The 24,622-nt window shown below is 71.9% G+C and carries 23 protein-coding genes and 1 pseudogene; 12 read left to right on the top strand and 12 right to left on the bottom strand.

The genetic code is table 11. The annotated features are described in order from the left end of the window. Positions 1–41: 41 nt before the first annotated feature. The 6 genes from pyrE to H295_RS0106000 form a co-directional block, all read right to left on the bottom strand. A complete protein-coding gene (gene pyrE, locus H295_RS0106025; RefSeq protein WP_020134435.1) occupies positions 42–590 on the bottom strand; it encodes an orotate phosphoribosyltransferase in 549 nt (182 codons plus the stop codon). 5 nt (positions 591–595) lie between these two features. Next, on the bottom strand, positions 596–1,393 hold the full coding sequence (locus H295_RS0106020) for an aldose 1-epimerase (protein ID WP_020134434.1): 798 nt from the start codon (positions 1,391–1,393) through the stop codon (positions 596–598). A gap of 13 nt (positions 1,394–1,406) precedes the next feature. Continuing rightward, positions 1,407–2,255 (bottom strand): SRPBCC domain-containing protein, encoded by an 849-nt coding sequence (locus H295_RS0106015; RefSeq protein WP_043217072.1) that lies wholly within the window; start codon positions 2,253–2,255, stop codon positions 1,407–1,409. Positions 2,256–2,347: 92 nt separating this feature from the next. Further along, the gene (locus H295_RS0106010; protein ID WP_020134432.1) at positions 2,348–3,985 is read right to left on the bottom strand and encodes a polyamine aminopropyltransferase; all 1,638 of its coding nucleotides are present in this window, start codon (positions 3,983–3,985) and stop codon (positions 2,348–2,350) included. Between the two features lie 130 nt (positions 3,986–4,115). Next, a complete protein-coding gene (locus H295_RS0106005) occupies positions 4,116–4,640 on the bottom strand; it encodes a DUF2617 family protein (protein ID WP_020134431.1) in 525 nt (174 codons plus the stop codon). Between the two features lie 400 nt (positions 4,641–5,040). Further along, positions 5,041–5,400: a hypothetical protein gene (locus tag H295_RS0106000; RefSeq protein WP_028809095.1), complete on the bottom strand. Its 360-nt coding sequence runs from the start codon at positions 5,398–5,400 to the stop codon at positions 5,041–5,043. 129 nt (positions 5,401–5,529) lie between these two features. Here H295_RS0106000 and H295_RS0105995 point away from each other — a divergent pair, with 129 nt between their 5' ends. Both H295_RS0105995 and H295_RS0105990 read left to right on the top strand, forming a co-directional pair. Next, positions 5,530–6,729 (top strand): pyridoxal phosphate-dependent aminotransferase, encoded by a 1,200-nt coding sequence (locus H295_RS0105995; protein ID WP_020134430.1) that lies wholly within the window; start codon positions 5,530–5,532, stop codon positions 6,727–6,729. 217 nt (positions 6,730–6,946) lie between these two features. Then, positions 6,947–8,953 carry a hypothetical protein gene (locus H295_RS0105990; RefSeq protein WP_020134429.1) on the top strand — a complete coding sequence of 669 codons (2,007 nt, stop codon included), beginning with the start codon at positions 6,947–6,949 and terminating at the stop codon, positions 8,951–8,953. 116 nt (positions 8,954–9,069) lie between these two features. On the opposite strand, the gene H295_RS0105985 is transcribed toward H295_RS0105990, so the two are convergent. After that, entirely contained in the window at positions 9,070–9,321 is a 252-nt protein-coding gene (locus H295_RS0105985) for a toxin-antitoxin system, toxin component, PIN family protein (RefSeq protein ID WP_234021577.1), read from the bottom strand. 145 nt (positions 9,322–9,466) lie between these two features. On the opposite strand from H295_RS0105985, the pseudogene H295_RS0105980 reads away from it, so the two are divergent. Both H295_RS0105980 and H295_RS0105975 read left to right on the top strand, forming a co-directional pair. Beyond that, positions 9,467–9,712 (top strand): annotated as a pseudogene (locus H295_RS0105980) (aminotransferase class I/II-fold pyridoxal phosphate-dependent enzyme); the annotation flags it as partial. A gap of 109 nt (positions 9,713–9,821) precedes the next feature. Beyond that, entirely contained in the window at positions 9,822–11,006 is a 1,185-nt protein-coding gene (locus tag H295_RS0105975) for a membrane protein (protein WP_028809091.1), read from the top strand. Positions 11,007–11,070: 64 nt separating this feature from the next. On the opposite strand, the gene H295_RS0105970 is transcribed toward H295_RS0105975, so the two are convergent. After that, entirely contained in the window at positions 11,071–11,598 is a 528-nt protein-coding gene (locus H295_RS0105970) for a YbjN domain-containing protein (protein WP_020134426.1), read from the bottom strand. Between the two features lie 141 nt (positions 11,599–11,739). Between H295_RS0105970 and H295_RS0105965 the strand changes: the two genes are divergently transcribed. After that, positions 11,740–12,228 carry a hypothetical protein gene (locus tag H295_RS0105965; RefSeq protein WP_028809090.1) on the top strand — a complete coding sequence of 163 codons (489 nt, stop codon included), beginning with the start codon at positions 11,740–11,742 and terminating at the stop codon, positions 12,226–12,228. 67 nt (positions 12,229–12,295) lie between these two features. Here the strand turns inward: H295_RS0105965 and clpB are convergent, their stop codons facing one another. Next, positions 12,296–14,893 carry an ATP-dependent chaperone ClpB gene (gene clpB / locus H295_RS0105960; protein WP_020134424.1) on the bottom strand — a complete coding sequence of 866 codons (2,598 nt, stop codon included), beginning with the start codon at positions 14,891–14,893 and terminating at the stop codon, positions 12,296–12,298. A 167-nt stretch (positions 14,894–15,060) separates the two neighbouring features. Between clpB and H295_RS0105955 the strand changes: the two genes are divergently transcribed. Further along, a complete protein-coding gene (locus tag H295_RS0105955) occupies positions 15,061–15,474 on the top strand; it encodes a pyridoxamine 5'-phosphate oxidase family protein (RefSeq protein ID WP_020134423.1) in 414 nt (137 codons plus the stop codon). 147 nt (positions 15,475–15,621) lie between these two features. On the opposite strand, the gene H295_RS0105950 is transcribed toward H295_RS0105955, so the two are convergent. Both H295_RS0105950 and H295_RS47125 read right to left on the bottom strand, forming a co-directional pair. Further along, entirely contained in the window at positions 15,622–15,957 is a 336-nt protein-coding gene (locus H295_RS0105950) for a hypothetical protein (RefSeq protein ID WP_028809089.1), read from the bottom strand. A 1-nt stretch (position 15,958) separates the two neighbouring features. Further along, positions 15,959–16,120, bottom strand: a complete 162-nt coding sequence (locus tag H295_RS47125; protein ID WP_181412588.1) for a hypothetical protein — start codon at positions 16,118–16,120, stop codon at positions 15,959–15,961. A 128-nt stretch (positions 16,121–16,248) separates the two neighbouring features. Between H295_RS47125 and H295_RS0105940 the strand changes: the two genes are divergently transcribed. From H295_RS0105940 to H295_RS0105930, 3 genes are all read left to right on the top strand, one after another. Then, complete coding sequence (locus H295_RS0105940) at positions 16,249–17,289, top strand: helix-turn-helix transcriptional regulator (RefSeq protein ID WP_420706191.1); 1,041 nt, start codon at positions 16,249–16,251, stop codon at positions 17,287–17,289. A gap of 682 nt (positions 17,290–17,971) precedes the next feature. Beyond that, entirely contained in the window at positions 17,972–18,967 is a 996-nt protein-coding gene (locus H295_RS0105935) for a helix-turn-helix transcriptional regulator (RefSeq protein ID WP_020134419.1), read from the top strand. Further along, positions 18,964–19,977: a helix-turn-helix transcriptional regulator gene (locus tag H295_RS0105930; RefSeq protein WP_020134418.1), complete on the top strand. Its 1,014-nt coding sequence runs from the start codon at positions 18,964–18,966 to the stop codon at positions 19,975–19,977. Before H295_RS0105935 ends, H295_RS0105930 begins: the two co-directional genes overlap by 4 nt. Here H295_RS0105930 and H295_RS0105925 read toward each other — a convergent pair. Further along, a complete protein-coding gene (locus tag H295_RS0105925; RefSeq protein WP_020134417.1) occupies positions 19,940–20,971 on the bottom strand; it encodes a helix-turn-helix transcriptional regulator in 1,032 nt (343 codons plus the stop codon). The two genes, H295_RS0105930 and H295_RS0105925, sit on opposite strands and share 38 nt — an antisense overlap. A gap of 308 nt (positions 20,972–21,279) precedes the next feature. Here H295_RS0105925 and H295_RS0105920 point away from each other — a divergent pair, with 308 nt between their 5' ends. Genes H295_RS0105920 through H295_RS0105910 form a run of 3 tightly spaced genes read left to right on the top strand, consistent with a single transcriptional unit; the run spans position 21,280 to position 24,592 of the window. Further along, positions 21,280–22,821, top strand: a complete 1,542-nt coding sequence (locus tag H295_RS0105920) for a circularly permuted type 2 ATP-grasp protein (protein WP_028809087.1) — start codon at positions 21,280–21,282, stop codon at positions 22,819–22,821. Then, positions 22,818–23,756, top strand: coding sequence for an alpha-E domain-containing protein (locus H295_RS0105915; protein ID WP_020134415.1), 939 nt, complete (start codon positions 22,818–22,820; stop codon positions 23,754–23,756). Before H295_RS0105920 ends, H295_RS0105915 begins: the two co-directional genes overlap by 4 nt. After that, complete coding sequence (locus tag H295_RS0105910) at positions 23,753–24,592, top strand: transglutaminase family protein (RefSeq protein ID WP_020134414.1); 840 nt, start codon at positions 23,753–23,755, stop codon at positions 24,590–24,592. Before H295_RS0105915 ends, H295_RS0105910 begins: the two co-directional genes overlap by 4 nt. Positions 24,593–24,622: the final 30 nt, after the last annotated feature.

The raw sequence follows: 24,622 nt of genomic DNA, 5'->3' as shown, positions 1-24,622 counted from the left end.
GCCCGGATGCTTCGCCCGAGCCGTCTCAGCCTGTGGATAACTCAGGCGAGACCCAGCTCGTCCTTCCCGAACGCGAACAGGTACGGGACGCCCGCGCCCTGTTCGATCTTCTCGGCGGCGCCGGTCGCGCGGTCGACGATCGTCGCGACCGCGACGACCTCCGCGCCCGCCTCGCGCACCGCCGCGACCGCTTCGAGCGGGGAGCCGCCGGTGGTGGAGGTGTCCTCGACGACCACGACCCGGCGGCCCGCGATGTCGGGGCCCTCCACCCGGCGCTGCATGCCGTGCGCCTTGGCCGCCTTGCGCACGACGAAGGCGTCCAGCTTCCGCCCGCGCGCGGCGGCCGCGTGCAGCATGGCGCCGGCGACCGGGTCGGCGCCCATGGTCAGGCCGCCGACCGCGTCGAACCCCAGGTCCGCGGTCAGGTCCAGGAGCACCTGCCCGACCAGCGGGGCCGCCTCGCCGTCCAGGGTGATGCGGCGCAGGTCGACGTAGTAGTCGGCCTCCAGGCCGGACGACAGGGTCACCTTGCCGTGCACGACGGCCTTGTCGAGAATCTGCTGCTTCAGGGCGGCACGCGCGTCAGTCATGCCTGTCAGCTTAGAGGCGCCCGCCAGGTCCAGGTCGTCGAGGCCTCCAGCGGCTCCAGGGGCGTGACCAGGCGCGGCAGGGTGTTCAGGCCGTTGGGCGGCCCGGTCTGCGGCTCCACGCAGACGGCGGCCTCCTGCTCGTCGTAGACCACGACCCATTCCTCGCGGCTGGTGACCTTCAGCTCCAGCTGTCCGGGCCAGGTGAGAGTGACGTCCACGCCCTCGGGCATGCCGAAGCAGTCGTCCCAGGGGCCGGGCTTCGGGTCGACGCGGTTGCCGGTGGGCAGGTGGTCGTCGCCGCGCTCCTCCTGCCAGGCGGCGGTGAAGTCGAGCCGGGCGGGCTCGCCGCCGTCGAGGGTGCGGTTGAACCAGGGGTGCCAGCCGATCTGGGCCGGGAAGGAGGAGTCGTACGTCTCGACGGACATCGTGAGCGTGAGGGCGTCCGGGCTGAGCGCCGCGATCTGGGTGACCCGGCCGGACCAGGGCCAGGGCTCGACGAGGTCGTACGTCATCACCGCCTCGTCGGTGCCGCTGCGGGCGACGGTCCAGGCGCCGTCGCGGGCGGTGCCGTGGATGGCGTGCGGCGGGGAGTTGAGCGGCATCTGGTGGATGGCGGCGCCGTCGCGGAAGCGGCCGTCCCGGATGCGGCCGCACCAGGGGACCATCGGGAAGCAGCCGAACCGCTCGCCCTGCCGCAGCAGTTCGACGCCTCCGACCCGAAGTCCCCCGACGCGTCCGCCGTTTGACGGCTGCAAGGTCACTTCCGCATCGCCCGCGGTCAGCGTGATGTCTTCATGGCTCACGGGACGACAGTACTCAACGCCGCTTCCTCAGCACGCGGGTGACCACGATCGCCGACGCCAGCGCCACGGCCGCGGCGGGGGCCGCCCAGCGCAGGGTGGCACCGGCGGTGACGGTCTGCGGGGCCGGGACGGGGGCGTAGCGGCCGCGCGGGGGCGCGTGGTCGACCTCCTCCGCGCTGCGGCCGATCATCGTACGGCGGGCGTGGGCGGCCTCGGCCGGGGGGTTCAGGGGTTCGGTGAAGTCCTCGACGGGGGTGGGGGCGGGAGTCGGGGGCGGGGGCTCTTCGAGCGGCTCCGGGGCCTCTTCGAGCGGCTCCGAAACTTCGTTGGGCGGCTCCGGGGCTGCGGTTTCGGACGCCGTCGCCGACGAGTCCTGGGAGGTCGCGGCCTCCGGCTCCTCCGCCCCTTCCGGCTCCTCCGCCCGCTCCTTCTCTTCCGGCTCCTGCGCCTCGCCCAGCCCCTCCGCGAAACGGTTCAGCAGGCGTACGACCGCGGAGCCCACCGCGTCCTGGGGGAGTTCCGTGATGCGGCCGTCCGCCGTGGCCGTCGCCTGGAAGGCCAGGGTCGTACCGTCGTCGGTGTCGCGCAGGCGCAGGGTGAGGGTGAGGTGGACCGAGCCGGTGCCGCGGGCCTCGGTGGCCTCGCCCTCGGCGGTGTAGGAGCCGTCGTCATGGCGGGTGAGGCGTACCGATCCGCGGTAGGTGACGGAGTGGCTGCCGACCCGCACCTTCAGGCGCCCGGCGACGGGCTCCGCGCCGGCGTCCTGCTGGAGCCCGGGAACGGCCCGGGCCACCCTGGCGGGGTCCCCCAGGGCCTCCCTCAGCCGCTCGGCCGGAACCGGAACGAACACCTCATGCTCCATGCTCGCGAGCCTACCTACGGGGAACCCCCGCGGCACTCCCGTTGGTCGAAAGTGACCGCGGGTCGGGCGGGAACGCCGAGGGAGCGGTCCGCTCAGTACCGCGGATGCACCAACGTGGAAGCGGGCAGCCCACCGATCCTCGTCGCGGCCGCCGCCCTCCCGGCCTCCCGCAGGGCCCCCGGCGTCAGGCGCCCACCCGGCGCCCCGGGCCCCAGGGCCAGCGGAGGACGGGTGTGCGGGGACGCCAGCACGAAGCCCCAGTCGTCCGGGCTCCTCGACGCGCGGGCCGTGCGGCCGGGGCCCGCCGGGACGTCCGGGGCGCGGCCGGCGAGGAGGTAGGGCGTGGTGTGCAGACCGGCCGCGCGCATGGTGGCCTCCACCGTCCAGAAGACCCGGGGGCGGGCGGCGAGCGGCCCGGCGTGCACGACGAGACGGCCGTCGGGGGCGAGGACGCGGCGGACCAGGCCGTAGAACTCCTGGGAGTACAGCTTGGTGCTCGCGGTGATGCCGGGGTCGGGCAGATCGGCGACGACCACGTCGTACGACGGCTCGGGGAGCCCGGTGCGCAGCCGGCGGAAGGCGTCCGCGACCGTCACGTGGACGCGCGCGTCGCCGTACACATGGCCGTTGAGGCGGGAGAGCGCCGGGTCGCTGCGGGCCAGGTCCACCACGGTGGGGTCGAGCTCGACGACGTCGACGCGCCGGACGCCGGGGTAGCGGAGCACCTCGCGGGCGGCGAGGCCGTCGCCGCCGCCGAGGACGAGCACGCGCGCGTGGGGGCCGTTCATCGCGGGGTGGACCAGGGCCTCGTGGTAGCGGTCCTCGTCACGGCCGCTGACCCTGAGCCGGCCGTCGAGGAAGAGGTCGAGGGGGCGGCCGTCGGTGCCGCCGGTGAGGACGACCTCCTGGACGCCGCTCTGGACGGCGACCCGGACGTCCGTGCCGTAGACCGCCTCCCGCGCGGCCCGTTCGAAGTCGTCGACGAGGACGGCGGCGGTGGCGAGGACGCCCAGCACGGCGAGGTTGGCGGCCAGCAGCAGCCAGCGGGCCCTGCGGGTCAGGTCGCGCCGGAACAGGCCGAGGACCAGGGCGCCGCCCGCGACCGCGTTGACCGCGCCGGTGAGCAGGGCGCCGGTCAACTGGCCCAGCTGGGGCAGCAGGAGGAAGGGGAAGGCGAGGCCTCCGACCAGGGCGCCGACGTAGTCCGCCGCGAACAGGTCGGCGACGGCGCCGCCCGCGTCCTGGCGGCGGATGCGCTGGATGAGCTCCATCAGCAGGGGGACTTCGGCGCCGATGAGCAGGCCGATGGCGAGCGAGAAGGCGACCAGGAGCCACCGCGGCCCGTTCGCCCACGGGCCGCCCCAGCCGCCGGTCCAGGCGAAGACGGCGTACAGGGCCATCGCGCTGCACCCGCCGACCAGTGCGAGGAGCGCCTCCAGGGCACCGAAGGCGGCCGCCGCGAGCCCGCGCAGCCGCTTGGCGGCGAGTGAGCCGACGCCCATCGCGAAGACCATGACGGACAGCACCACGGACGCCTGGGTGACGGAGTCGCCGATCAAGTACGAGGCCAGGGCGACCAGTTCGAGTTCGTACACCAGTCCGCAGGCCGCGCAGACGAAGACGCACGCCAGGACGAGGAACCGCCCGGTCCCCTGCCGGACCGGCAGCCGCGCGGGCCCGGCCCAGGGCGGCGGAGCGCCGGGCGGGGCGGGGGCGTGCGGCTCGATCACGGTGCGACGTTACGTTACGGCTACGGCACGCTTCGTCACCCACACGTGTGGAACCGTGGGTCAATCGGGAAACAGGTGTTTGCCACACCGCCGCACCGTGATCGAGCCGCACTCCCCCGCCGCGGCCGGCTCACCCCGACGCCGTGGCCGGAACCCGCGCCCCCACCCGGGTCCTGGTGGCCACCAACTGCCCGTCCTGCGGGTACGCGTGCCAGGTCCGCCAGTGCACCTGGCCCTCGTGGCGCTGGGCCAGCATCGCCGTGAACGCGTGCGGGCTGCCCGGGAAGACACCGGCAAGTCCGTTCGGATGGTCGGACACCAGCGCCAGCAACTCCTGTGCGCGGCCCGCGAACTGACCGGGTGACAGCAGTTCCAGCCGGGCCGCGAACTCGTACTCCCAGTCGCCCACCCGCTTGGCCACGCCCAGCGGCAGCGGGGTGCTGCTGCCGGCGATGCAGGCCACCGTCTCCGAACAGGTGCCCCGGGCCTCCTCGAGGAGCACCTGGTGGGAGGCACCGAGGAGTCTCAACTGAAGCTTCGCCCCGGCGAGTTCGAGGTCGAGCGTGGCGAGGGCGGGCAGCGGCTCACGCCCCAGGGCCCAGGCGAGGTCGGCCGCGCGCGTGTCGGTGTACGAGGTGTTCAGGGTCGTGAGCATGGGTCGGCTCCGCTAGCACGCAAAGAAAGGGTGGTGTGGGTTCCGGCACACCCGGGCGACTGTGGGGGGATCGGCCCGGTCAGCCCAGTCGGCAGGTCAGGACGTGTCCGTAGGACGTCCGAGGGGCTGTGTTGGTGATGGAGAGGGAATCATGAACAGAGGCGCCGACACAGCGTTTTTACCCAACTTCGCCGGGTTTCCATCCCTCCGTGGGCTCCACAGCTCAACTGTTCAACCGCGGCGCACGCCATGGCGGCCGCAGCGTGCGCCGGAGCGCAGGAACACCGGAGTGAAAGTGCGACAAGCGGGGGCGTGGATCCCGACCCAGGTCCGGACCCACGCCCCCGCGCTCCCCCGTCCGCGGATGCGGTTCCCCCTGACGGAGCTCAGCTGCCCCGTGTCAGCTGCCTCCCCCGCATCCGCCTCCGCCGCCGCAGGACGACCCGCCACCACAGGACGACCCACCGCCGCAGGAGTGCCCACCACCACAGGAGTGCCCACCGTGGTGGCCGCCACCCCCGTCGTGTCCGCCGTGGTGGCTCCCGCCCCCGTGGTGACTGCCGCTCCCGGAGTCCGAGCCGAAGCTCCCGGAGTCCGAGCCGCCTCCGCCGCCGCCGACCCACCAGCTCTCGCCGCCCGCGGCGCCGCCTCCACCGGCGGCCCGGACCCGCCGCCGCGTCGAGCCGTTCCTGAACACGACGGCCGCGACACCCACCAGGAACACGACCACGAAGACCAACAGGATGATGCCGATGACCATGGCTCACCCTCCTTCCGATACCCCCCGAAGCGACCCCCCGTGGGCGCCTCGCCGGTTGCGTGAGCTGGAGATGCCCCTCCGTCTCAACGGCCAAAGCAGAGTTGAGGAACTCCAGAGCTTGGGCGCAGGATGACCCGCATGACCTCCAGCGCACGCCCCCTGCTCAACCGCCGTCTCGCCGAGTTCGGGACGACGATCTTCGCCGAGATGTCCGCTCTGGCGCTCAGCACCGGGTCGATCAACCTGGGCCAGGGATTCCCCGACACGGACGGCCCCGAGGAGGTCCGGGAGGCCGCCGTGCGGGCGCTGCGCGACGGACGCGGCAACCAGTACCCGCCGGGCCCGGGCGTCCCGGAGCTGCGCACGGCGGTCGCCGCGCACCAGGAGCGCCGTTACGGCCTGTCCTTCGACCCCGACACCGAGGTCCTGGTCACCGCCGGTGCCACGGAGGCCATCGCGGCCGCCCTGCTCGCCCTGGTCGAGCCCGGCGACGAGGTCGTCGCCCTGGAGCCGTACTACGACTCCTACGCGGCCTGCATCGCGATGGCGGGCGGCACCCGGGTCCCGGTCACCCTGCGGCCGGACTTCGAGGGGGGCGCCCGCTTCCGCCTCGACCTGGACGAGCTGCGGGCCGCCGTCACCGACAGGACCCGCCTGCTGCTGATCAACACCCCGCACAACCCCACCGGCACGGTCCTCACCCGCGAGGAGCTGACGGCCGTCGCCGAGCTGGCCGTGGAGCGGGATCTGCTGGTCGTCACGGACGAGGTCTACGAGCACCTGGTCTTCGACGAGGCCGAGCACCTGCCCCTCGCGACCTTCCCGGGGATGCGGGAGCGCACGGTGACGATCGGCTCCGCCGGCAAGACGTTCTCGTTCACCGGCTGGAAGGTCGGCTGGATCACGGCGGCACCCGGACTGGTCTCGGCCGTCCGTTCGGCGAAGCAGTTCCTGACGTACGTCTCCTCGGGCCCGTTCCAGTACGCGGTCGCCGAGGCCCTCGCCCTGCCGGAGAGCTACTTCACCGCCTTCCGCGAGGACATGCGCGCCAAGCGGGACCTGCTGGCTGGCGGCCTGGCGGAGGCCGGCTTCGAGGTCTTCAGGACAGCCGGCACCTACTTCATCACCACCGACATCCGCCCCCTGGGCGAGACCGACGGCTTCGCCTTCTGCCGGTCCCTGCCCCAGCGGGCCGGTGTCGTCGCCATCCCGAACGCGGTCTTCTACGACCACCGGGAGGCGGGTGCGCCCTTCGTGCGGTTCGCGTTCTGCAAGCAGACGGGGGTGCTGGAGGAGGCGGCAGGGCGGTTGAAGACCCTGGCCGGCTGAGCGGAGGCCGGCCCGTCCAAGCCTGGCGGGCCATCCACGCCTTGGGACGCCGGGCGGAATCCTTGACACGCGATCGGCGTCAACTCAAGATTTTTCCCGCTGCTGCCGCACTGGTCAGCCACTCCCCCACGCGCACCGTGACCCGGGGTGGTCCGCGCTTGGCGCGGACCGCACCCGGCGCATACGCCGAACCAGGGTCAGGCCCAGGAGGAGAGACGTGGGTATATCCCGAGCCGTCAGATCGTTCGCGGTCGCGGCGAGTGCCGCTGCGCTGTGCGCCGTCGCGCCCGTGTCGGCCGCCGTCGCGGACGACACCGGTGCCGTGATCACGTTCGACCGCATTTCCTCGGACGCCGGGGGCGACGGCACGGTCAGCTCCGGGCAGAAGATCACCGGCACGACAGAGGTCACCGTCACCGTGCATGCGGACCCGGGCGACGAGCCGACCGCGGCCGTGGTCAGCATCACCGGCAGCGGTGAGTATCAGGGCACCGGCACGCTCGAGCAGACCTTCGCTCTGCATCCGGGGGACTGCCTGCCCTCCTGCACCCTGCACGCGACCCTGGACACCGCCGCCACTCGGCAGTTCGCGGGCGCCGCGTACGGGGTGGCCGCACCGCTGGTGAACGACGGCGCGAACACTCTCCACGTCGAGGTGAACAGTCCCCGCCCCCGGACCGTCACGGCCGACGCCGTCGTGACCGTGGACAACGGGCGCCCGGTCGTCACCCTGCCCGATCTGCCCGGCGACGATGCCTGGACCCATCACCAGCCCGTGGGCCTGTCCGCCGACGGCGAGTTGTCTCTACGGGCCACCGCGACCGGCGACAACGGCGTCTCGCGAGTCCACTACTTCAGCACCAGCGGCGCCTGGCCGTCCCCCGTCGACCTGACCGCCCCGGGAAGCGGCTCGACCTGGACGACCACGCTGGACACGAGTGCTGTCCCGGCCGGTCTGTACGCCGGAGACGTCTACGTCGTGGCCTACGACAAGGACGGCCGCGCGGGCTCCCCCGTCCGGGCCGTCACCCTGGTCGACCACGGTTTCACCATCACGCCGAAGCTGGCCGGCGTCATCCACCCGGACGAGACGCCGGTGAGCGTGACCTACGCCTACCCGTCGGCGCTCAACAAGCCGATGCCGTACAACTTCAACTACGCCTACCCGGTCAGCACCACCGTGTCGCTCGACGGCACGGCACAGGCGACGACCCCGGTCGACGCCTACACCTACCAGGGAAACACCGCGGGCTTCCTCGCCGACCTCGGCCGACTCCCGTACGGCGCCCACACGTTGACGTTCGACTCGGTGGACAACCGGGGCGCCCACGGCCGGGTGGACCTGCCGGTACGGGTGGTCTCCGAGGTCACGCCGACCTGGACGGAAGGCTTCGAGGACTTCCCGGTGGTGGGCAGCAGCTGGAAGTTCACCGCCACGACATCCGCGGCCGACGGCGTCAGCCGGGCCGAGCACTGGACCGTCGATGTCGACGGTACGGCGGTCGCGACCGGCAGCTATCCCGCGCAGCCCTCCGGTGCCTGGAAGGCCGCGGCCACCGGGGTGCACGAGGTCAGGCTGACCATCGGCTCGCAGTTCGGCGACACCACCGTCCGCAGCATGCCGCTGCGCGTCGTGGCCGCCACGACGACCCAGCTGACCGGCCCCGCCACCAGCACCTACGGCCGTAAGGCGGCCTTCACCGCCACCGTGGCCCAGAGCGGGGGCAAGCCCGCGGCCGGCGCCAAGGTCAGCTTCCAGTACAAGCAGGCAGGAACCACCACCTGGAAGACGCGGGCGACCCTCACTGCGGACGGCACTGGCAAGGCGTCCTACGTCACGACCGCCCGGTACAACGGCGCCTGGCGTGCCGTCACCGAGGCCAGGAACCTGACGTGGACGTCCTCGACCAGCAAAACCTTCACCTCACATGTCAAGGCCGTCCTCACGGTCGGCACGCCGGCCACCACCGCGATCCACGGCAGGCCCGTGTCCTGCACCGCGGCCAGCTCCCCCTACGTCAAGGGGACCGCGCTGCGCTTCCAGGCCCGCCAGAAGGACGGCAGATGGGTGACCCTCACCAGCGCCACCCTCGCCACCACGGGCAAGGCGACCGCGAAGATCGCCTTCTCGCACACGGGCACGTGGACAGTGCGGGTCTACCGCCCCGGCACCACCACTCTGACGGACACGTACTCCTCGTCCTGGACGGTCAAGGTCACCTGATCCGGAGGCCGTCGGGGCTGGGGGGCCGGTCCGAGGGGCCGTTCCAGTACGCAGTCGCCCTTGGGCAGTCCCAACTGTGCTTCCAGCAGCGGCGGGTGCCACAGGGCGCCCTCCCGTCACGGCCAGGTGCGTTCAACACGGTCCTGCCGTACGGCGTAAGCCGCCGGGCCACCCTTCTCGACGGCCCGGTGGATGGCATCACGGCAAGCGACGAGACGCTCGACCATCTCGACGCTGCGAAGCTGTTGGTTGTCCAGACAGAACAGCACCGCCTCGCGCTCCAGGACGGGCTGGATCTCCAGATCGCGGGTCTTGATCCGCCCGTCCTTCGACAGCGGTACCCAGGCCCGGTCGAGGCCGTACGTGATCCACTCCTCGTCCGGAACGTCCTGACCGTCGTCGGGGAAGACATCTCCGATGCGGTTACTCCGTGGTGTGGTGCTCCCAGTCTGGGTGTACGGCGACAGCGTTCGTGGGGCGTTGTCGATGGCGGTCGAGATGAGGTCGACGCGCTCGGCGGTCCGTCCGAAGCAGTTCCTGACGTACGTCTCCTCGGGCCCGTTCCAGTACGCGGTCGCCGAGGCCCTCGCCCTGCCGGAGAGCTACTTCACCGCCTTCCGCGAGGACATGCGCGCCAAGCGGGACCTGCTGGCAAGCGGCCTGACGGAGGCCGGCTTCGAGGTCTTCAGGACAGCCGGCACCTACTTCATCACCACCGGCATCCGCTCCCAGGGCGAGACCGACGGCTTCGCCTTCTGTCACGGTTCGCGTTCCGCAAGCGCACCGAAGTACTGGTGGCCGGGTTGTCCGGTCGGACATGGCGCCCGCGATGCTCGCTTATGACCGACTTCTTCTGCAATGTGCTGATGTGACCCACGCCAGCACGCTCACGCCCTCCAGTGTCACGCGGCCCGCTACTCGTGGTCGCGCCGCTCCGCCCCTGGTGACCGCGCTCGGGCTGTTCGCCGTCGCGCGGATCGCCGGGCTCGCCGTGCTCGCCGCGACCGCCTGGGCCACCGGCCACGGGCCGCTCACGCTGCTCGGGCGGTCCTGGGACTCCCGGTGGTACCTGGGGATCGCCGCGCACGGCTACGTCCGCACCCTGCACATCCGGCCCGGCACCGTCTTCAGCGACCTGGCGTTCTTCCCGCTCTACCCGGCCCTGGTCCGGACGGTGACCGCGCTGACCCCGCTCGGCGGGGGCGCGGCGGGCCTCGTGGTGTCGTGGACCGCCGCCGCGGTGGCCGCCGCCGGCATCCACGCCCTCGCCCTGCGCCTGCACGGACGGGCCGTGGCCACCGCCCTGGTGCTGCTGTGGGGCCTGCTGCCGCACTCGGTCGTGCTGTCCCTGGCGTACACCGAACCGGTCCTGACGGCCTTCGCCGCCTGGTCGCTGTACGCCGTGCTGACCGGGCGGTGGGTGTGGGCGGGCACCCTGGCCGCGCTCGCCGGGCTGGCCCGGCCCAACGGGGTCGCGGCCGCGGCGGCGGTCCTCGCGACGGCGTCGTACGAGATCGTGCGGTGTGTCCGGGCGAAGCGAAAAGTTACCCACAGGCTGTGGACGGGCGCCGCGCTCGCCCCGCTGGGCTGGCTCGGGTACGTGCTGTGGGTCGGCCACCGCGAGGGTGATCTGCTCGGCGGCTACTTCGCGGTGCAGCGCCGCTGGGGCTCCCGTTTCGACCTGGGCGCGGGGTCCCTGCGTTTCGTGCGGCACCTGGCGCTGGACAGCGACCGGATGGTCTTCCCGGTGGCCCTGCTGCTGGTCGCCGCCGCCGTACTCCTGTTCGCCCTGCTGCTCGCCGACCGCGCCCCGCTGCCGCTGCTGGTCTACAGCGGGGTCCTGCTGCTGGTCGCGCTCGGCGGGTCGGGGTTCTTCGCGTCCAAGCCGCGGTTCCTGCTGCCCGCGTTCCCGCTGCTGCTGCCGCTCGCGCGGGCGCTGGTGCGGACGGCGAGAGCCCGGCCCTGGCATGCGGCCGTGGTGACCGCTGCCCTGGCCGGGCTCTCGTTCGGCTACGGCGCGTACCTGGTCGTGCTGGCCGGTACGCCCCTGTAGCGAAACAGCCGGAACATCCGGAGCACCCGGAGCATCCGGGACCCCCGGAACACCCGGGGAACGCCTACTCGTCGTCCTCGGGCTTCTCCGCGTCGTTGACCTCCTCCTCGAGGCCGAGCTGCTCGACGAGCCACTTGTCGAACTCGATGGCGGCGCGCACCCAGCTGACCGTGGAGGACACGAAGTGTTCCAGGGCGACGCCGGTGCCGATCAGCATCTGCGCCTCACCGATCAGGCGGACGGTGCCGTCGTCGTGGGTGTGGCTGTAGACCTTGGGCCACAGGGTGCGGCGGTTCCAGTCGTCGATCGACTCCAGCAGCTGCGGCTTCTCGTCGATCTGGTGGGGCCGGTCGTAGAACGTCCGCACCGAGAAGACCTGCTGGTCGGCCTCGCCGCGGAACATGAAATACGTACGGAACTGCTCCCACGGCGCCGCGAGGTCACCCTCGTCGTCGACGACATACTTCAGCTCCATCTGGTCGAGGAGCTGCTTCACGAGATCCTGATCCGGGACGACGGGGCCCGCCGGTCCTTGGGGCTGCGGCTCGGGCTGGCCCCCGAAGTTCGGAATCGAGGACGGGTCGATGGTCACCGTGAATTTCCCTTCGTACGGATTCCGCCATCCTCCCCCATCCGGGGAGGGGGGTGGCAAGCCCAGACGGACCCTGTCCTCCCAGGGCTGACATGATCCGGACAGCTCCGGTAGAACGGGGTCCGACCATTGGGGGAACGGATGACACAGACAGAGACCGAAACCATGCCGGAACAGGACGTGCCGGGCAGGACCAGATGGGGGGTCTTCCTGGCGATCCTGGCCGTGCCGACGCTGGTGGTGGCGGCCCTGCTCGCGCTGCTGATCGCCTGGCTCTTCACGGACGACTCGGTCGACACGGGGGTCCGGAAGGCATCGTGCGCCGAGGCGTTCGCCTACGGCGGGGCGAAACCCCCGACCGGGGTGCGCGACCTCACGTGCGCGCTGGAGGCCGGCCAGGGCTTCCGGTACGAGGCCCGCTTCCTGATGCGGAGCGCCGAGGTGAGCGCCTGGGTGGCGGCGAACTACCCGGACGGACCCGCACTGCGCAATGTGCAGTGCGACGGCACCGACGTCTACGCCTGCATGAGCCGGGGCCCGGCCGCCGGGCAGAGCGGCTCCGTGCAGATGGCGATCGCCCACTACAGCGACAAGTGGTCCGAGGTGCGGTACAAGGCGTTCACCCCGTGAGACGCGGCGGGGGCCCCGCAGGGAAGCCCCCGCCGCATCTGAGGGAAGCCCCGCCGCACCTGTCGGATCAGAGCGTCTTGCCCGTCGCCGGCCCCACGATCAGACCGTCCCCGAACGCGTCCACGCGGACCGTGTCGCCGTCCTTGACCTCGCCGGAGAGGATCTCCTTGGCGAGACGGTCGCCGATCGCCGTCTGGACGAGCCGGCGCAGCGGCCGGGCGCCGTAGGCCGGGTCGTTGCCCTCGTCGGCGAGCCAGTCCAGGGCCGCGTCGGTGACCTCCAGGGTGAGCCGGCGCTCGGCGAGCCGCTTGGCCAGCCGGTCGATCTGGAGCCGGGCGATCCGGCCGAGCTCGTCCTTGCTGAGGGCCGAGAAGACGACCAGGTCGTCCAGCCGGTTGAGGAACTCCGGCTTGAAGGAGGCCCGCACGACCTCCAGGACCTGCTCCTTCTTCTCCTCCTCGCTGGTGATCGGGTCGACGAGGAACTGGCTGCCCAGGTTGGACGTCAGCACCAGGATCGCGTTGCGGAAGTCGACCGTACGGCCCTGACCGTCCGTCAGCCGCCCGTCGTCCAGCACCTGGAGGAGCACGTCGAAGACCTCGGGGTGCGCCTTCTCCACCTCGTCGAGGAGCACGACGCTGTACGGCCGCCTGCGCACCGCCTCGGTGAGCTGGCCGCCCTCCTCGTAGCCGACGTAGCCGGGGGGCGCGCCGACCAGCCGGGCCACGCTGTGCTTCTCGCCGTACTCCGACATGTCGATGCGGACCATCGCCCGCTCGTCGTCGAAGAGGAAGTCGGCGAGGGCCTTGGCGAGTTCGGTCTTGCCGACGCCGGTCGGGCCGAGGAAGAGGAAGGAGCCGGTGGGCCGGTCCGGGTCGGCGATCCCGGCCCGGGTGCGCCGTACGGCGTCCGCGACGGCCTGCACGGCCTCGGTCTGCCCGATGAGCCGCTTGCCCAACTCCTCCTCCATGCGCAGGAGTTTCTGGGTCTCGCCCTCCAGGAGACGGCCCGCCGGGATGCCGGTCCAGGCGGCGACGGTGTCGGCGATGTCGTCGGAGCCGACCTCCTCCTTGACCATGGTGTCCTTGGCGGCCTCCTCCTCGGCCTCCGAGGCTGCCTCCAAGTCCCGCTCCAGAGTGGGGATCTCGCCGTAGAGCAGCTTGCTGGCGGTGTCGAAGTCGCCGTCGCGCTGGGCGCGTTCGGCCTGACCGCGCAACTCGTCGAGCTTCTCCTTGAGTTCACCGACGCGGTTGAGGGACTGCTTCTCCTTCTCCCAGCGGGCGGTCAGGCCCCGCAGCTCCTCCTCCTTGTCGGCGAGGTCGCGGCGCAGCCGCTCCAGACGCTCCCGGGAGGCCGGGTCGGTCTCCTTCTCGAGCGCCAGCTCCTCCATCTTCAACCGGTCGACCCCGCGCTGGAGTTCGTCGATCTCCACGGGCGAGGAGTCGATCTCCATCCGCAGCCGGGAGGCCGCCTCGTCGACGAGGTCGATGGCCTTGTCGGGCAGGAAGCGGGAGGTGATGTACCGGTCGGAGAGCGTGGCGGCCGCGACCAGGGCGCTGTCGGCGATCTGGACCTTGTGGTGGGCCTCGTAGCGGCCCTTGAGCCCGCGCAGGATGGCGATGGTGTCCTCGACGGTCGGCTCGGCGACCAGCACCTGCTGGAAGCGCCGCTCCAGGGCGGGGTCCTTCTCGATCCGCTCCCGGTACTCGTCGAGCGTGGTGGCACCGACCATCCGCAGCTCACCGCGGGCGAGCATCGGCTTGAGCATGTTGCCGGCGTCCATCGAGGAGTCGCCGCCGGCGCCCGCGCCCACGACGGTGTGCAGCTCGTCGATGAAGGTGATGATCTGCCCGTCGGAGTCCTTGATCTCCGCGAGGACGGTCTTCAGCCGCTCCTCGAACTCACCCCGGTACTTGGCCCCCGCGACCATGGCCCCGAGGTCGAGGGCGACGAGCCGCTTGTCCTTGAGCGACTCGGGCACGTCCCCCTTGACGATCCGCTGGGCGAGCCCCTCGACGACGGCGGTCTTGCCGACGCCCGGCTCGCCGATGAGGACGGGGTTGTTCTTGGTACGGCGGGACAGCACCTGGACGACCCGGCGGATCTCCTGGTCACGGCCGATGACGGGGTCGAGCTTGCCGTCCCGGGCGGCGGCGGTGAAGTCGGTTCCGAACTTCTCCAGGGCCTTGTACTGGCCCTCGGGATCGGCGGTGGTCACGCGGCGCCCTCCCCGGGCTTTCTGGAAGGCGTCGACCAGCTTCTTCTGGGTGGCGCCCTGCTGGGTCAGCACCTCCGCGGCCGGTCCGCCCTTGGCGGCGATACCGATGAGCAGGTGCTCGGTGGAGAGGAACTCGTCTCCGAGGTCCTTGGCACGGGCCTGCGCGTCGGCGATGACGGAGAGCAGGTCGCGGTTGGGCTGCGGGGGCGCGACGGTGGACCCGGTCACGCTGGGCAGCGCGGCCAGGGCCTTCTCGGCGCCCGCCCGCACGGCGGCCTGGTCCGCGTCGACGGCGGCCAGCAGGTCGGTGATGTTCGCGTTGTCCTGCCCCTGGAGCAGAGCGAGGAGCAGGTGGGCGGGGGTGAGGTCCGGGTGTCCCTCGGTCACGGCCCGGTTGCTGGCCGCGTTGATCGCGTCCCGGCTCCGGTTGGTCAGCTCGGCATCCACGTGTCCGTACTCCTCCTCGGTGTCAGCTCCTGCGACTCCTGCACTGACTCAGTCAGCGTACATAAAGTTGAGTCTATTCCACTCAAGGCAATTCTCGGGAGGACTCGGGAGGACTTCCGGGAGGACTCGGGCGGACTTGGGGGGACTCGGGGGGCTAACGTCCCGGCATGACCTCCTACGCCCAGGATCCGGGTGCCCCGGACCCGTCGTATCTCAGCTTCTGGCGGGAACGGCATCTGTGCACGCTCACCACCCCGCGCCCGGACGGCACCCCGCACCTGGTCCCCGTCGGGGTGACATACGACCCGGAGGGCCGGCTCGCCCGGGTCATCGCGAGCCGGACCAGCGCGAAGGTGCGGCACGTGCTGGCGGCCGGCGAGGAGGGGGCGGCGGTGGCGGTGTGCCAGGTGGCGGGGCCGCGGTGGGCGACGCTGGAGGGCAGGGCGCGGGTCAGCACCGACCCGGAGCGGATCGCGGAGGCGGTGCGGCGCTACGCCGAGCGCTACGAGCGGACCCCGGCGCCGAACCCGCTGCGGGTGGTCATCGAGATCTCGCTGACGGGCGCGATGGGCCGTTTTTGAGCCACGAGTCGATCGCCCGAGCCGGGGACCGATCGTCCGATACCCGGAAATGTCGCCCACAACACAGCGGCGTCACCGTGTTCAGGTCACGGTGACGCCGCTGCGGGGGGAAGCACCTGAGCGATCTGTTACGACGGGGGAATCGCGTCAGGCACTGCGGGGGGTGGCTGAGATGGTCCGCGGGGTGGGGGTTTCCGGTTCCACCAGCCGATGGTCTCGTTGGTCCAGGTTCACAAAGATCATTCCGTACCGAATGGCACACCGAACGGGCTGCGGCGCCCCCCGAGGCCGCCGCAGACACCGGTACGCCCGCACGTCCTCGTCCTCGTCGCGGGTGACGACCACCGGTTCGCCGAAGACGGTCACCATCAACGAGTCACCGGGGTGGGGGATCGCGGTGACGAGGTCGATGAAGTGCCAGCCGGAGCGGTAGGCGGTGGCCATCTCCCTGCGGAAGGAGCGGTCGTCGGGTGGAGTAGTCATGTCAGTCCCAGACCGTGTCCGCCGGGAATGCCTGCGTCTCGTCACCGGCGACCACGGTTTGCGCGGTCTTGGTGCCACCCACTCCATGAACGTCGCTCTTCGCGCCGGAAAGGCCGGCGACGGCGCCGAGAGCCACAACGGCGGAGAAGGCGGCGACAAGCACCGAGCGAAGCATTCTGTTACGCATAGTCGGCTTCGTCCTCACTTGAAGGTCCCCTTTTCCCCCGTCGAGTAAGACGATGGCTCATTCGGGCACGTCATGGCCACACGAACGGTGCATCATGTTCCTGCATGTTCAGGACCCTGGGGGGTGGAAATTTGGTATCGAATGGGACTAAGGCGACACATCCCCATGCGGTGACCGAGTTGTGTGAGGAAGGTGGCCGTCTTTACGCCAACGCTCTGCGGACAGGCCGTGTCGCGCGGGCGGACGTGGAGTCGGTTCCCTGTCTGCTGGAGTTCGCCCTTCTGCACCCCGACCCGGACGACGCGAACTGGATGCTTCCGGTTCCCCCGTCGGTCGCGCTCGCCCAGCGGCTCAACCCGCTGGAGCACGAGATCACCGAGCGCAGACGGATGTCGATCGAGCTGGCCGACGCCTTCGAGCCGTTCATGACGCTGAGCGCCCAGCAGGTGGCGCCGGCGCACTCCATCACGGTCCTGGAGGGGCTCGACCGGATCAACACGGCGCTCGACCTCGCGACCTCCCAGTGCCAGTCGGAGGTGCTCACCGTCCAGCCGAGCCGGGGCCAGCGCCCCGAGAACCGGCTGATCGAGGGGCTGGAGCGGGACCGGACCCTCATCGAACGGGGCGTCCGGATCCGGACCCTGTACCAGCACGTCGCCCGGTACAGCCCCGAGCGGCTGGCCTACATGGAGCAGTTCGCCGACGGGAAGGTGGAGTACCGGACCATCGACGAGCTGGTGGAGCGGCTCATCATCTGCGACGAGACGGTGGCGTTCATCCCGGTCCGGGACGACCGGCAGGTCGCCCTGGAACTGCGGCACCCGGGTCTCGTGGGCTACCTGGTCAAGGTCTTCGAGTTCATGTGGAGCCGGGCGGTCCCGCTGAGCGCCGGCGCCCCCTACGAGACCGCGCCGGACGGCATCACGGACATCCAGCACTCCATCGCCAAGCTGCTCGTCGAGGGCCATGTGGACGAGGCCATCGCCCGCCGCCTGGGCATGAACGTGCGCACGTGCCGGGCCCACATCGCCAAGCTCGCGACCGCCCTCGGCAGCGGCAGCCGCGCCCAGCTCGGCTTCCTCATCGCCCAGTCGGGCATCCTCGACCAGGGCCACACGGCGGCGCAGGGGGACGGCCGTCCGTGACCGCGGCCCACCCGCCCGGCCCGCGACGCCGTGAGGAGCGGCCACCGACGGCATCCGCCCGGCCCGTCGCCGAGCCGCCGAAGCGACCCCTGACAGCCGCATCTGGCGTCCCGGCCACTACGAGAACCCTTGGCACGACGGCCGCTCGGAACGCCCTGGAGGCCACGGCCGATCCGAGCACCCCGGACGCTACGACCCTTCCGAGCAACCCGGACGCCACGACCACTTCAAGCACCCCCGCCGACGCGACGGCCGCTCGGAACACCCCGAACACCACGGCCGATCCGAACAACCTGGGCGCTACGACCCTTCCGAGCAACCCGGACGCCACGACCACTTCAAGCACCCCCGCCGACGCGACGGCCGCTCGGAACACCCCGAACACCACGGCCGATCCGAACGCCCTTGGCGCTACGGCCGTTTCCAGCACCCCTGGCCCTACGGCCACTTCGAGCACCCCGGACGCCACGCCCGCCTCGAGCGCCCTGCGTACCCCGGACGCTACGCACGCTCCGAGCCCCCTGCGCACCCCGGCCGCTCCGCACGCCTCAAGAGAGATGCCGAGCCCAGGGCGCCGGGCGTCCCGCGCCCTCGCCCTCCATGCACGCCTCAGTGAGAGCCGCGGCCGTCTCGGACGTCTCATCGGGCCGTCCCGCGTCCCCGAGCAGGAAGGAGCCGCACCATGAGCCCGTCGCATCCCGAGCACGGCGTGGAGGACCTGTGCGCGGTGGGGACGGAGCTGTACACGCGTGCCCTGCGCGAGGGGTACGTCCTCGGGGACGACGCCCGGGACGCGCCCTGTCTGCTCGACTTCGGGCTGCTGCATCCCGCCGTCACGGACCCGGGCCGGCTGGAGCCGGTCGCCCCCGCCGTCGCCCTGCACCGCCTGCTGCGGATCGCGGAGGAGCGCGTCGCGGACGAACGGCGGCGTGAGGCCCGGCTGGCCGAGACCTTCGAGCCGCTGATGCGGATCGACGCCGGTCGTACGGGCGCCGACGACTCCTCGATGATCGCCGTGCTCAGCGGCACCGAGCTCATCAGCCGGGTCATCGGGCAGGCCATGAGCGACAGCTCCGAACTGCTGTCGATCCAGCCCAACACCAGCGACAGACACACCGAGCCGCCGCCGTACATGCATGTCAAGGCGCTCGACCGCGACCAGGCCCTGCTGGACCGGGGTGGCCGGATCCGCACCCTCTACCAGCACACCCTGCGCCACGCCCCCAGCATCCAGGCCCGCTACGAGCACCTGCACGGCGACGTCGAGGCCCGCACCCTGGACGAGGTGACGGAGCGTCTGATCATCGTGGACCGGACCGTGGCCTTCGTCCCGGCCAACAAGGACCGCACGCTGGCCCTGGAGGTCCGGCACCCCTCGCTCGTGTCCTTCTTCGTCACCGCCTTCGACCGGCTGTGGCGCCTCGCCACCCCCATGCATCCGCAGGCCGTGCACCAGCCCACCCTGAACGGCGTCACGCCCCGCCAGCGCGCCATCGCCGCCCTCCTCGTCGAGGGCCACACCGACGCCGTCATCGCCGACCGCCTCGGCATGAACATCCGCACCGCCCGCGTCCACATCGCCAAGCTCGCGACCACCCTGGGCAGCGAGAGCCGCGCCCAACTCGGCTACCTCATAGGGCAGTCCGGGATCCTCGAACAGGAGGAGACGGGCGAGTGACCGGTACGGCCGCTCACCCGGCACACGACCCGCACGACCCGCACGACCCCCAGGACCCGTGCCCGCGCGCCGTCGAGCTCTACGAACGCGCCCTGCGGGAGGGCGGGATCGGCAGGCGGGACGTCTCCTCCCTCCCGTGCCTCGTCGAGAGCGGGTTGCTCGAGCCCGCGCGGCAGGACCCCGCCCGCCTGACCCCCGTACCCCCCGCCCTCGTCCTCCACCGCCTGCTCCGCGCCACGAGCGACCGCGTGCTCGAGGAGCGACGGCGCGGCGCCCGCCTGGCCGAGGCCTTCGCCCCGTTGACGCGGATCGGCGGACGGAGTGCGAGGGAGGCCGACCGGAGCCCGGCGATCAGGGTGGTCAGCGGGACCGGACGGATCAACGAGGCCATCACCGGGGCGATGGCCGGCGCCGTGAGCGAACTCCTGTGCGTGCAGCCCAATCTGCACTACAGCGACAGCAGGGGCGCCGCCGCCCAGGCCGTGGCGATGGACCGGGACCAGGCGCTGCTGGACCGGGGTGGCCGGATCCGCACCCTCTACCAGCACACCCAGCGGCAGATGCCGCTCGTCGTCGCCCGCTACGAGCAGCTGAGCGGCGACGCCGAGGCACGCTCCCTGGACGAGGTCACCGACCGGCTCATCGTCGTGGACCGGGACGTGGCGTTCGTCCCCGCCGGTGCGGACGGCACGGTGGCGCTGGAGGTCCGGCACCCGGCGCTGGTGGAGTTCCTGGCCGCCACGTTCGACCGGCTGTGGTGGCAGGCCACGCCCCTGTACCCGCAGACCGTCCACCGGCCCAGCCTGAACGGTGTCACGCCCCGTCAGCGTGCCATCGCCGGACTGCTGGTGGAGGGGCACACCGACGCCGTCATCGCCGACCGGCTCGGCATGAACATCCGTACCGCCCGCGTCCACATCGCCAAGCTCGCGGCGACGCTGGGCAGCGAGAGCCGCGCCCAGCTCGGCTACCTCATCGGACGGTCCGGGATCCTTGATCGGGAAGCGTGAGCGGGGCGACGGAGGCCGGGCCGTCCAGGCCCACCTGCGCTATCCGCACCCCCAACTGCGTACGGCTGGCCGCCCCCAGCGTCTCCGACAGGCGCGCGATGTGGGCCCGGCAGGTGCGCACGCTTATGCCGAGCCGTTCCGCGATCACCGCGTCCTGGTGGCCCTCCGCGAGCAGTGCCGCGATGGACTGCTCTCGGTGGGAGATGCCCTCGATGCCGGTGTCGGGGAGCGGGGCGGTCAGCGGGATCGCGAGGCGCCACAGCCGCTCGAAGACGGTCACCAGGTACTCCACCAGCGCGGGGTGCCGTAGCTCCAGGGCGAGGGTGCGGTCGGCGTTGGCGGGGATGAAGGCGACCGTGCGGTCGAAGAGGATCAGCCGGTCGATGACCTCGTCGAGGGTGCGGGCCTGGACCGAACCGCCCATCAGCTCCAGGTAGTTCAGCAGTCCCTGGCCGTGCCGGGCCACGTGCGTGTACAGGTCCCGCATCCGCACGCCCCGGCCGCGCAGCGCCAGCGCCCGGTGCAGCCCCTCGGTGAGTTCGTGCTCGGGGCGGATGCCGCCCGGCTGGACCGTGAGGACCTCCGTCGTGCAGGCCTCGGTCGCCTCGTCCATCGCGGCCTGGATGCGGGAGAGCCCGTCGAGGACGCGGATCGCGGTGCCCTCCCCCGCGGCGCCCGCGACGACGCTGGGCGCCAGGCCCGCGTACCGCTCGACGGCGGCGACCGCGGCGCCGACCCGGCGCTGGCTCGCGCTGACCTCGTCGTGGACCTCGCGCAGCAGCCGGGTCATGACCTCCTGCGGGGCGGTGGGCACCAGCCAGTCCATGTCGTCGGGGTCCGGGTGCAGCAGGGCCAGTTCCAGCAGACAGGGCACCGGTTCGGCGTCGACGCGCGGCACCCTCCCGCGCCGTACGGCACGGGAGTACACCCGGTCCGCGGCCTCGCACAGCCGGTCAGCGCCGTGTGGATGGTCGTCCGCCCCGTAGCCGGTCATTGCCCATCCCACCCCCGGTTCCAGCGTCTACCGCCCTCTTGTCCTGTTTCCCCTTCGGGGCCCCGAAGCCCCCTCGGCTCCGCAACTATGCGCGGCCCGGACCCGCTCCGCAACACGGCTCCGCGCGCCACGCGCGGGGAAAAGCGCGGGTATGCCCCACTACTTCCCGGGCTCCGCCGACCCGGTTGCAGGAAGCTGCTCCCTCGCCGGGTCGGCCCCCACCCCGCGCGGAACAACTCCCTCCGCGCGTCAACGTGCGGAAATCACACGGTGATCAGTTCGTTACGAGCCGCACTTAACGTCAGGTCATGGCGGACATATTTGACGCGTACGCGTTGGCCGACGCGTGGGACGAGATGTTCGAGCGGCCGGGTGAGGTCAGGACCGCCTACGAGCCGGTACTGGCGGCGCTTCAGCCGATCGAACCGAGTGAACTCAGGTTCAGGGCCGACCAGATGGCCAGGGCGTTCACCGACAGGGGCGTGACCTACGCCTTCGCGGGCGAGGAGCGGCCCTGGCCGCTGGACCTCGTGCCGAGGATCCTCGACGCCCTGGAATGGGATCTCATACAACGCGGGGTGAGTCAGCGGGTCAGAGCCCTGGAGGCCTACCTCGCCGACGCCTACGGGCACGCCCGCGCCTTCGAGGACGGGGTCGTGCCCTGGCGGCTGCTGCTGAGCTCCCCGCACTTCCACCGCGCCGCCCACGGGATCGAACCGGTCAACCAGGTGCGCATCCACGTCGCCGGCATCGACCTGGTCCGGGACGAGCAGGGCGACTTCCGGGTCCTGGAGGACAATGTCCGGGTGCCCAGCGGGGTGTCGTACGTCATCGAGAACCGGCGGGCGATGACCCGCGTCTTCCCGTCCCTGTTCGCCGAGCAGCACGTGCTGCCCGTCGACGGTTACGCGCAGAGGCTGCTCGCCGCCCTGCGCGCGGCCGCTCCCGACGGGGTCCAGGACCCCCGGGTGGTCGTCCTGACCCCCGGGCCCAACAACGCCGCCTACTTCGAACACGCCCTGCTCGCACGGCTGATGGGCGTGCAGCTGGTCGAGGGCCATGACCTGGTGTGCCGGGGCAACCGGGTGTGGATGCGCACCACCCGCGGCGAGGTGCCGGTGCATGTCGTATACCGGCGCCTGGACGACGACTTCCTCGACCCGCTGCACTTCCGCCCGGACTCGGTGATCGGCTGCCCGGGCATCCTCGGCGCGGCCATGGCGGGCCATGTCACCCTCGCCAACGCGGTCGGCAACGGCATCGCGGACGACAAGCTGCTCTACACCTACGTCCCGGACCTGATCCGCTACTACCTCTCCGAGGAACCGATTCTGCCCAACGTGGAGTCGTTCCGCCCGGACGAGCCCGGGCAGTTGGAGGCCGTCCTCGACCAGATCGACCAGCTGGTGGTCAAGCCGGTCGACGGGGCCGGCGGGCAGGGCATCGTGATCGGTCCCAAGGCGGACCGCGAGACCCTGGAGAGAACCCGGGAGGCGGTCCGGCGGGACCCCCGCGGCTTCATCGCCCAGCGCCCGGTCGCCCTGTCCACCTCCCCCACCCTCGCGGGTGAACGCATGGCGCCCCGCCACATCGACCTGCGCCCCTTCGCCGTCAACGACGGCACCGACATCTGGGTCCTGCCCGGCGGCCTGACCCGGGTCGCCCTCCAGGAGGGCAACCTGATCGTCAACTCCAGCCAGGGCGGCGGCTCCAAGGACACCTGGGTGCTCGCCGAGGGCCCCGCCGACCCGCCGCCGCCCGCGCACGGCACCGCCCCGCTCGACATCGCGCCACGCCAGCACGGTCCCGACGGCTCCCCCACCGTCGTACAGGAAGGGGCACAGCAGTGAACGACGTGATCCTCTCCCGGATAGCCGAGGCCCTGATCTGGACCGGCCGCTACGTCGAGCGGGCGGACGCCACCGGGCGGATCCTCGACGCCTACCTCCACCGGATGCTGGAGGACCCCTGGCGCGACGAGGACGCGGCCTGCCGGTCGCTGTACGCGATCCTCGGCGTCGACGCGGGCGCCACCCGGGTGGACATGCAGCAGGTCCTGGACCAGCTGGCCTTCGACGCCCGCTCGACCTGCTCCATCGAGGGAGCGCTCGGTGCCGCCCGGCTGAACGCCCGCAGCGCCCGTGAGGCCGTCTCCTCCGAGATGTGGGAGTGCCTCAACTCCACCTGGCACGCGCTCGCCGACCAGCGGCTCGCGGCCCGCCGTACCGGCCCCTACGGCTATCTGGAACTCGTACGGCGGCGCGCGGCCCTCTTCTTCGGGCTCGCCGACTCCACCATGAGCCGCGACGACAGCTGGCGCTTCGTGGTGCTCGGCCGGAGCCTGGAGCGGGTGGACATGACCGTACGGCTGCTGTCGGTCCGGGTGCTCGACGCGGCCCACGCGCCCGACTGGCCGACCCTGCTGAGCGCTTCGGGCGCCGACGAGGCGTACGCGCGCGTGTACGGCGGCTTCGGCGACACCCCGCGGGTGGCGGAATTCCTGCTCCTGGACCGGGACTTCCCGCGCTCGGCACTGCACGCGCTGACGACGGCGGAGGAGTGCCTGACCGCGCTCGGCCGCCCCCGTCAGGACCCCGCGCGCCGCCCGATCGGCGGGATGCGCACCCGGCTCGAATATCTCGACCTGCACGCCCTGGAGGAGCAACTCCCCTCGCTGCTCAGGGATTTGCAGACCGCGTGCATGGCCTCCGCGGAGGCGGTGGCGGAGCGGTTCTTCCCGTACCAGGGGCCCGTCGAGTGGGCCCAGGAAGGAGCCGGACGATGACCCGCCTCCGGATCAAGCACATCACCGAGGTGGCGTACGCCCAGCCCGCCTCCTCGTCCCACAACGAGGTCCGCATGACCCCGCTGACCCTGCCCGCCCAGACCACCCTGGACGCCCGGGTCACCGTCAGCCCGGCCACCCCGACCTGGTCGTACTGGGACTACTGGGGCACCCAGGTCACCGGCTTCGACCTGATGGACCCGCACGGCAGGCTCACCATCACGGCCACCAGCCTCGTCGAGACGGTCCCGCCGGGACCGCTGCCCACCGCGCCCACCTGGGCCGAGGTGGCCGAGCGCGTCGCGGGCTCCCGCCTGTTGGAGTTCGCAGGACCGACGGGACGTACGACGGTCCCGGCGAAGCTGGCCAAGAAGGCCCGCAAGGCCGCGGCGGGCCTGGACCCGCACGAGACGGCCCTCGCGGTGTCGACGCTGGTCGCCGACCGGGTGTCGTACCTGCCCGGCGCGACCAGCGTGAACACCTCCCCGGTGGAGGCCTGGGAGCAGGGCGCGGGCGTGTGCCAGGACATCACCCACCTGACCATCGCCCTGCTGCGGGCCGTCGGCCTGCCGGCCCGCTATGTCTCCGGCTACCTCCACCCGGAGCGCGAGGCCGAACTGCACCGGCCCGTCGCGGGGCAGAGCCACGCCTGGATCGAGTACTGGGCGGGCGAGTGGTGCGGCTACGACCCCACCAACGGGGTGCGCGCCGACGAGTCCCACGTGGTGGTGGCCCGGGGGCGCGACTACGACGACGTGACCCCGCACAAGGGGATCTACCGCGGGGTGCCGGGCGGACCGCCGGAGGTGACGGTGGAGTTCACGAGGGTGGCCTGAACGGCGGGAGGGGCCGCAGGACGAGTCCCG

Source organism: Streptomyces sp. 351MFTsu5.1 (assembly GCF_000383655.1).
Classification (GTDB): domain Bacteria; phylum Actinomycetota; class Actinomycetes; order Streptomycetales; family Streptomycetaceae; genus Streptomyces; species Streptomyces griseorubiginosus.
This window is presented reverse-complemented; position numbering and strand designations above follow the sequence as displayed.

Excerpts from the sequence above, each read along its gene's own strand:
- pyrE (WP_020134435.1), bottom strand. The coding sequence starts at position 590 with ATGACTGACGCGCGTGCCGCCCTGAAGCAGCAGATTCTCGACAAGGCC.
- H295_RS0106015 (WP_043217072.1), bottom strand. The coding sequence starts at position 2,255 with ATGGAGCATGAGGTGTTCGTTCCGGTTCCGGCCGAGCGGCTGAGGGAG.
- H295_RS0106005 (WP_020134431.1), bottom strand. The coding sequence starts at position 4,640 with ATGCTCACGACCCTGAACACCTCGTACACCGACACGCGCGCGGCCGAC.
- H295_RS0106000 (WP_028809095.1), bottom strand. The coding sequence starts at position 5,400 with ATGGTCATCGGCATCATCCTGTTGGTCTTCGTGGTCGTGTTCCTGGTG.
- H295_RS0105995 (WP_020134430.1), top strand. The coding sequence starts at position 5,530 with ATGACCCGCATGACCTCCAGCGCACGCCCCCTGCTCAACCGCCGTCTC.
- H295_RS0105965 (WP_028809090.1), top strand. The coding sequence starts at position 11,740 with ATGACACAGACAGAGACCGAAACCATGCCGGAACAGGACGTGCCGGGC.
- H295_RS0105955 (WP_020134423.1), top strand. The coding sequence starts at position 15,061 with ATGACCTCCTACGCCCAGGATCCGGGTGCCCCGGACCCGTCGTATCTC.
- H295_RS0105950 (WP_028809089.1), bottom strand. The coding sequence starts at position 15,957 with ATGACTACTCCACCCGACGACCGCTCCTTCCGCAGGGAGATGGCCACC.
- H295_RS0105940 (WP_420706191.1), top strand. The coding sequence starts at position 16,249 with ATGTTCAGGACCCTGGGGGGTGGAAATTTGGTATCGAATGGGACTAAG.
- H295_RS0105935 (WP_020134419.1), top strand. The coding sequence starts at position 17,972 with ATGAGCCCGTCGCATCCCGAGCACGGCGTGGAGGACCTGTGCGCGGTG.
- H295_RS0105925 (WP_020134417.1), bottom strand. The coding sequence starts at position 20,971 with ATGACCGGCTACGGGGCGGACGACCATCCACACGGCGCTGACCGGCTG.
- H295_RS0105920 (WP_028809087.1), top strand. The coding sequence starts at position 21,280 with ATGGCGGACATATTTGACGCGTACGCGTTGGCCGACGCGTGGGACGAG.
- H295_RS0105910 (WP_020134414.1), top strand. The coding sequence starts at position 23,753 with ATGACCCGCCTCCGGATCAAGCACATCACCGAGGTGGCGTACGCCCAG.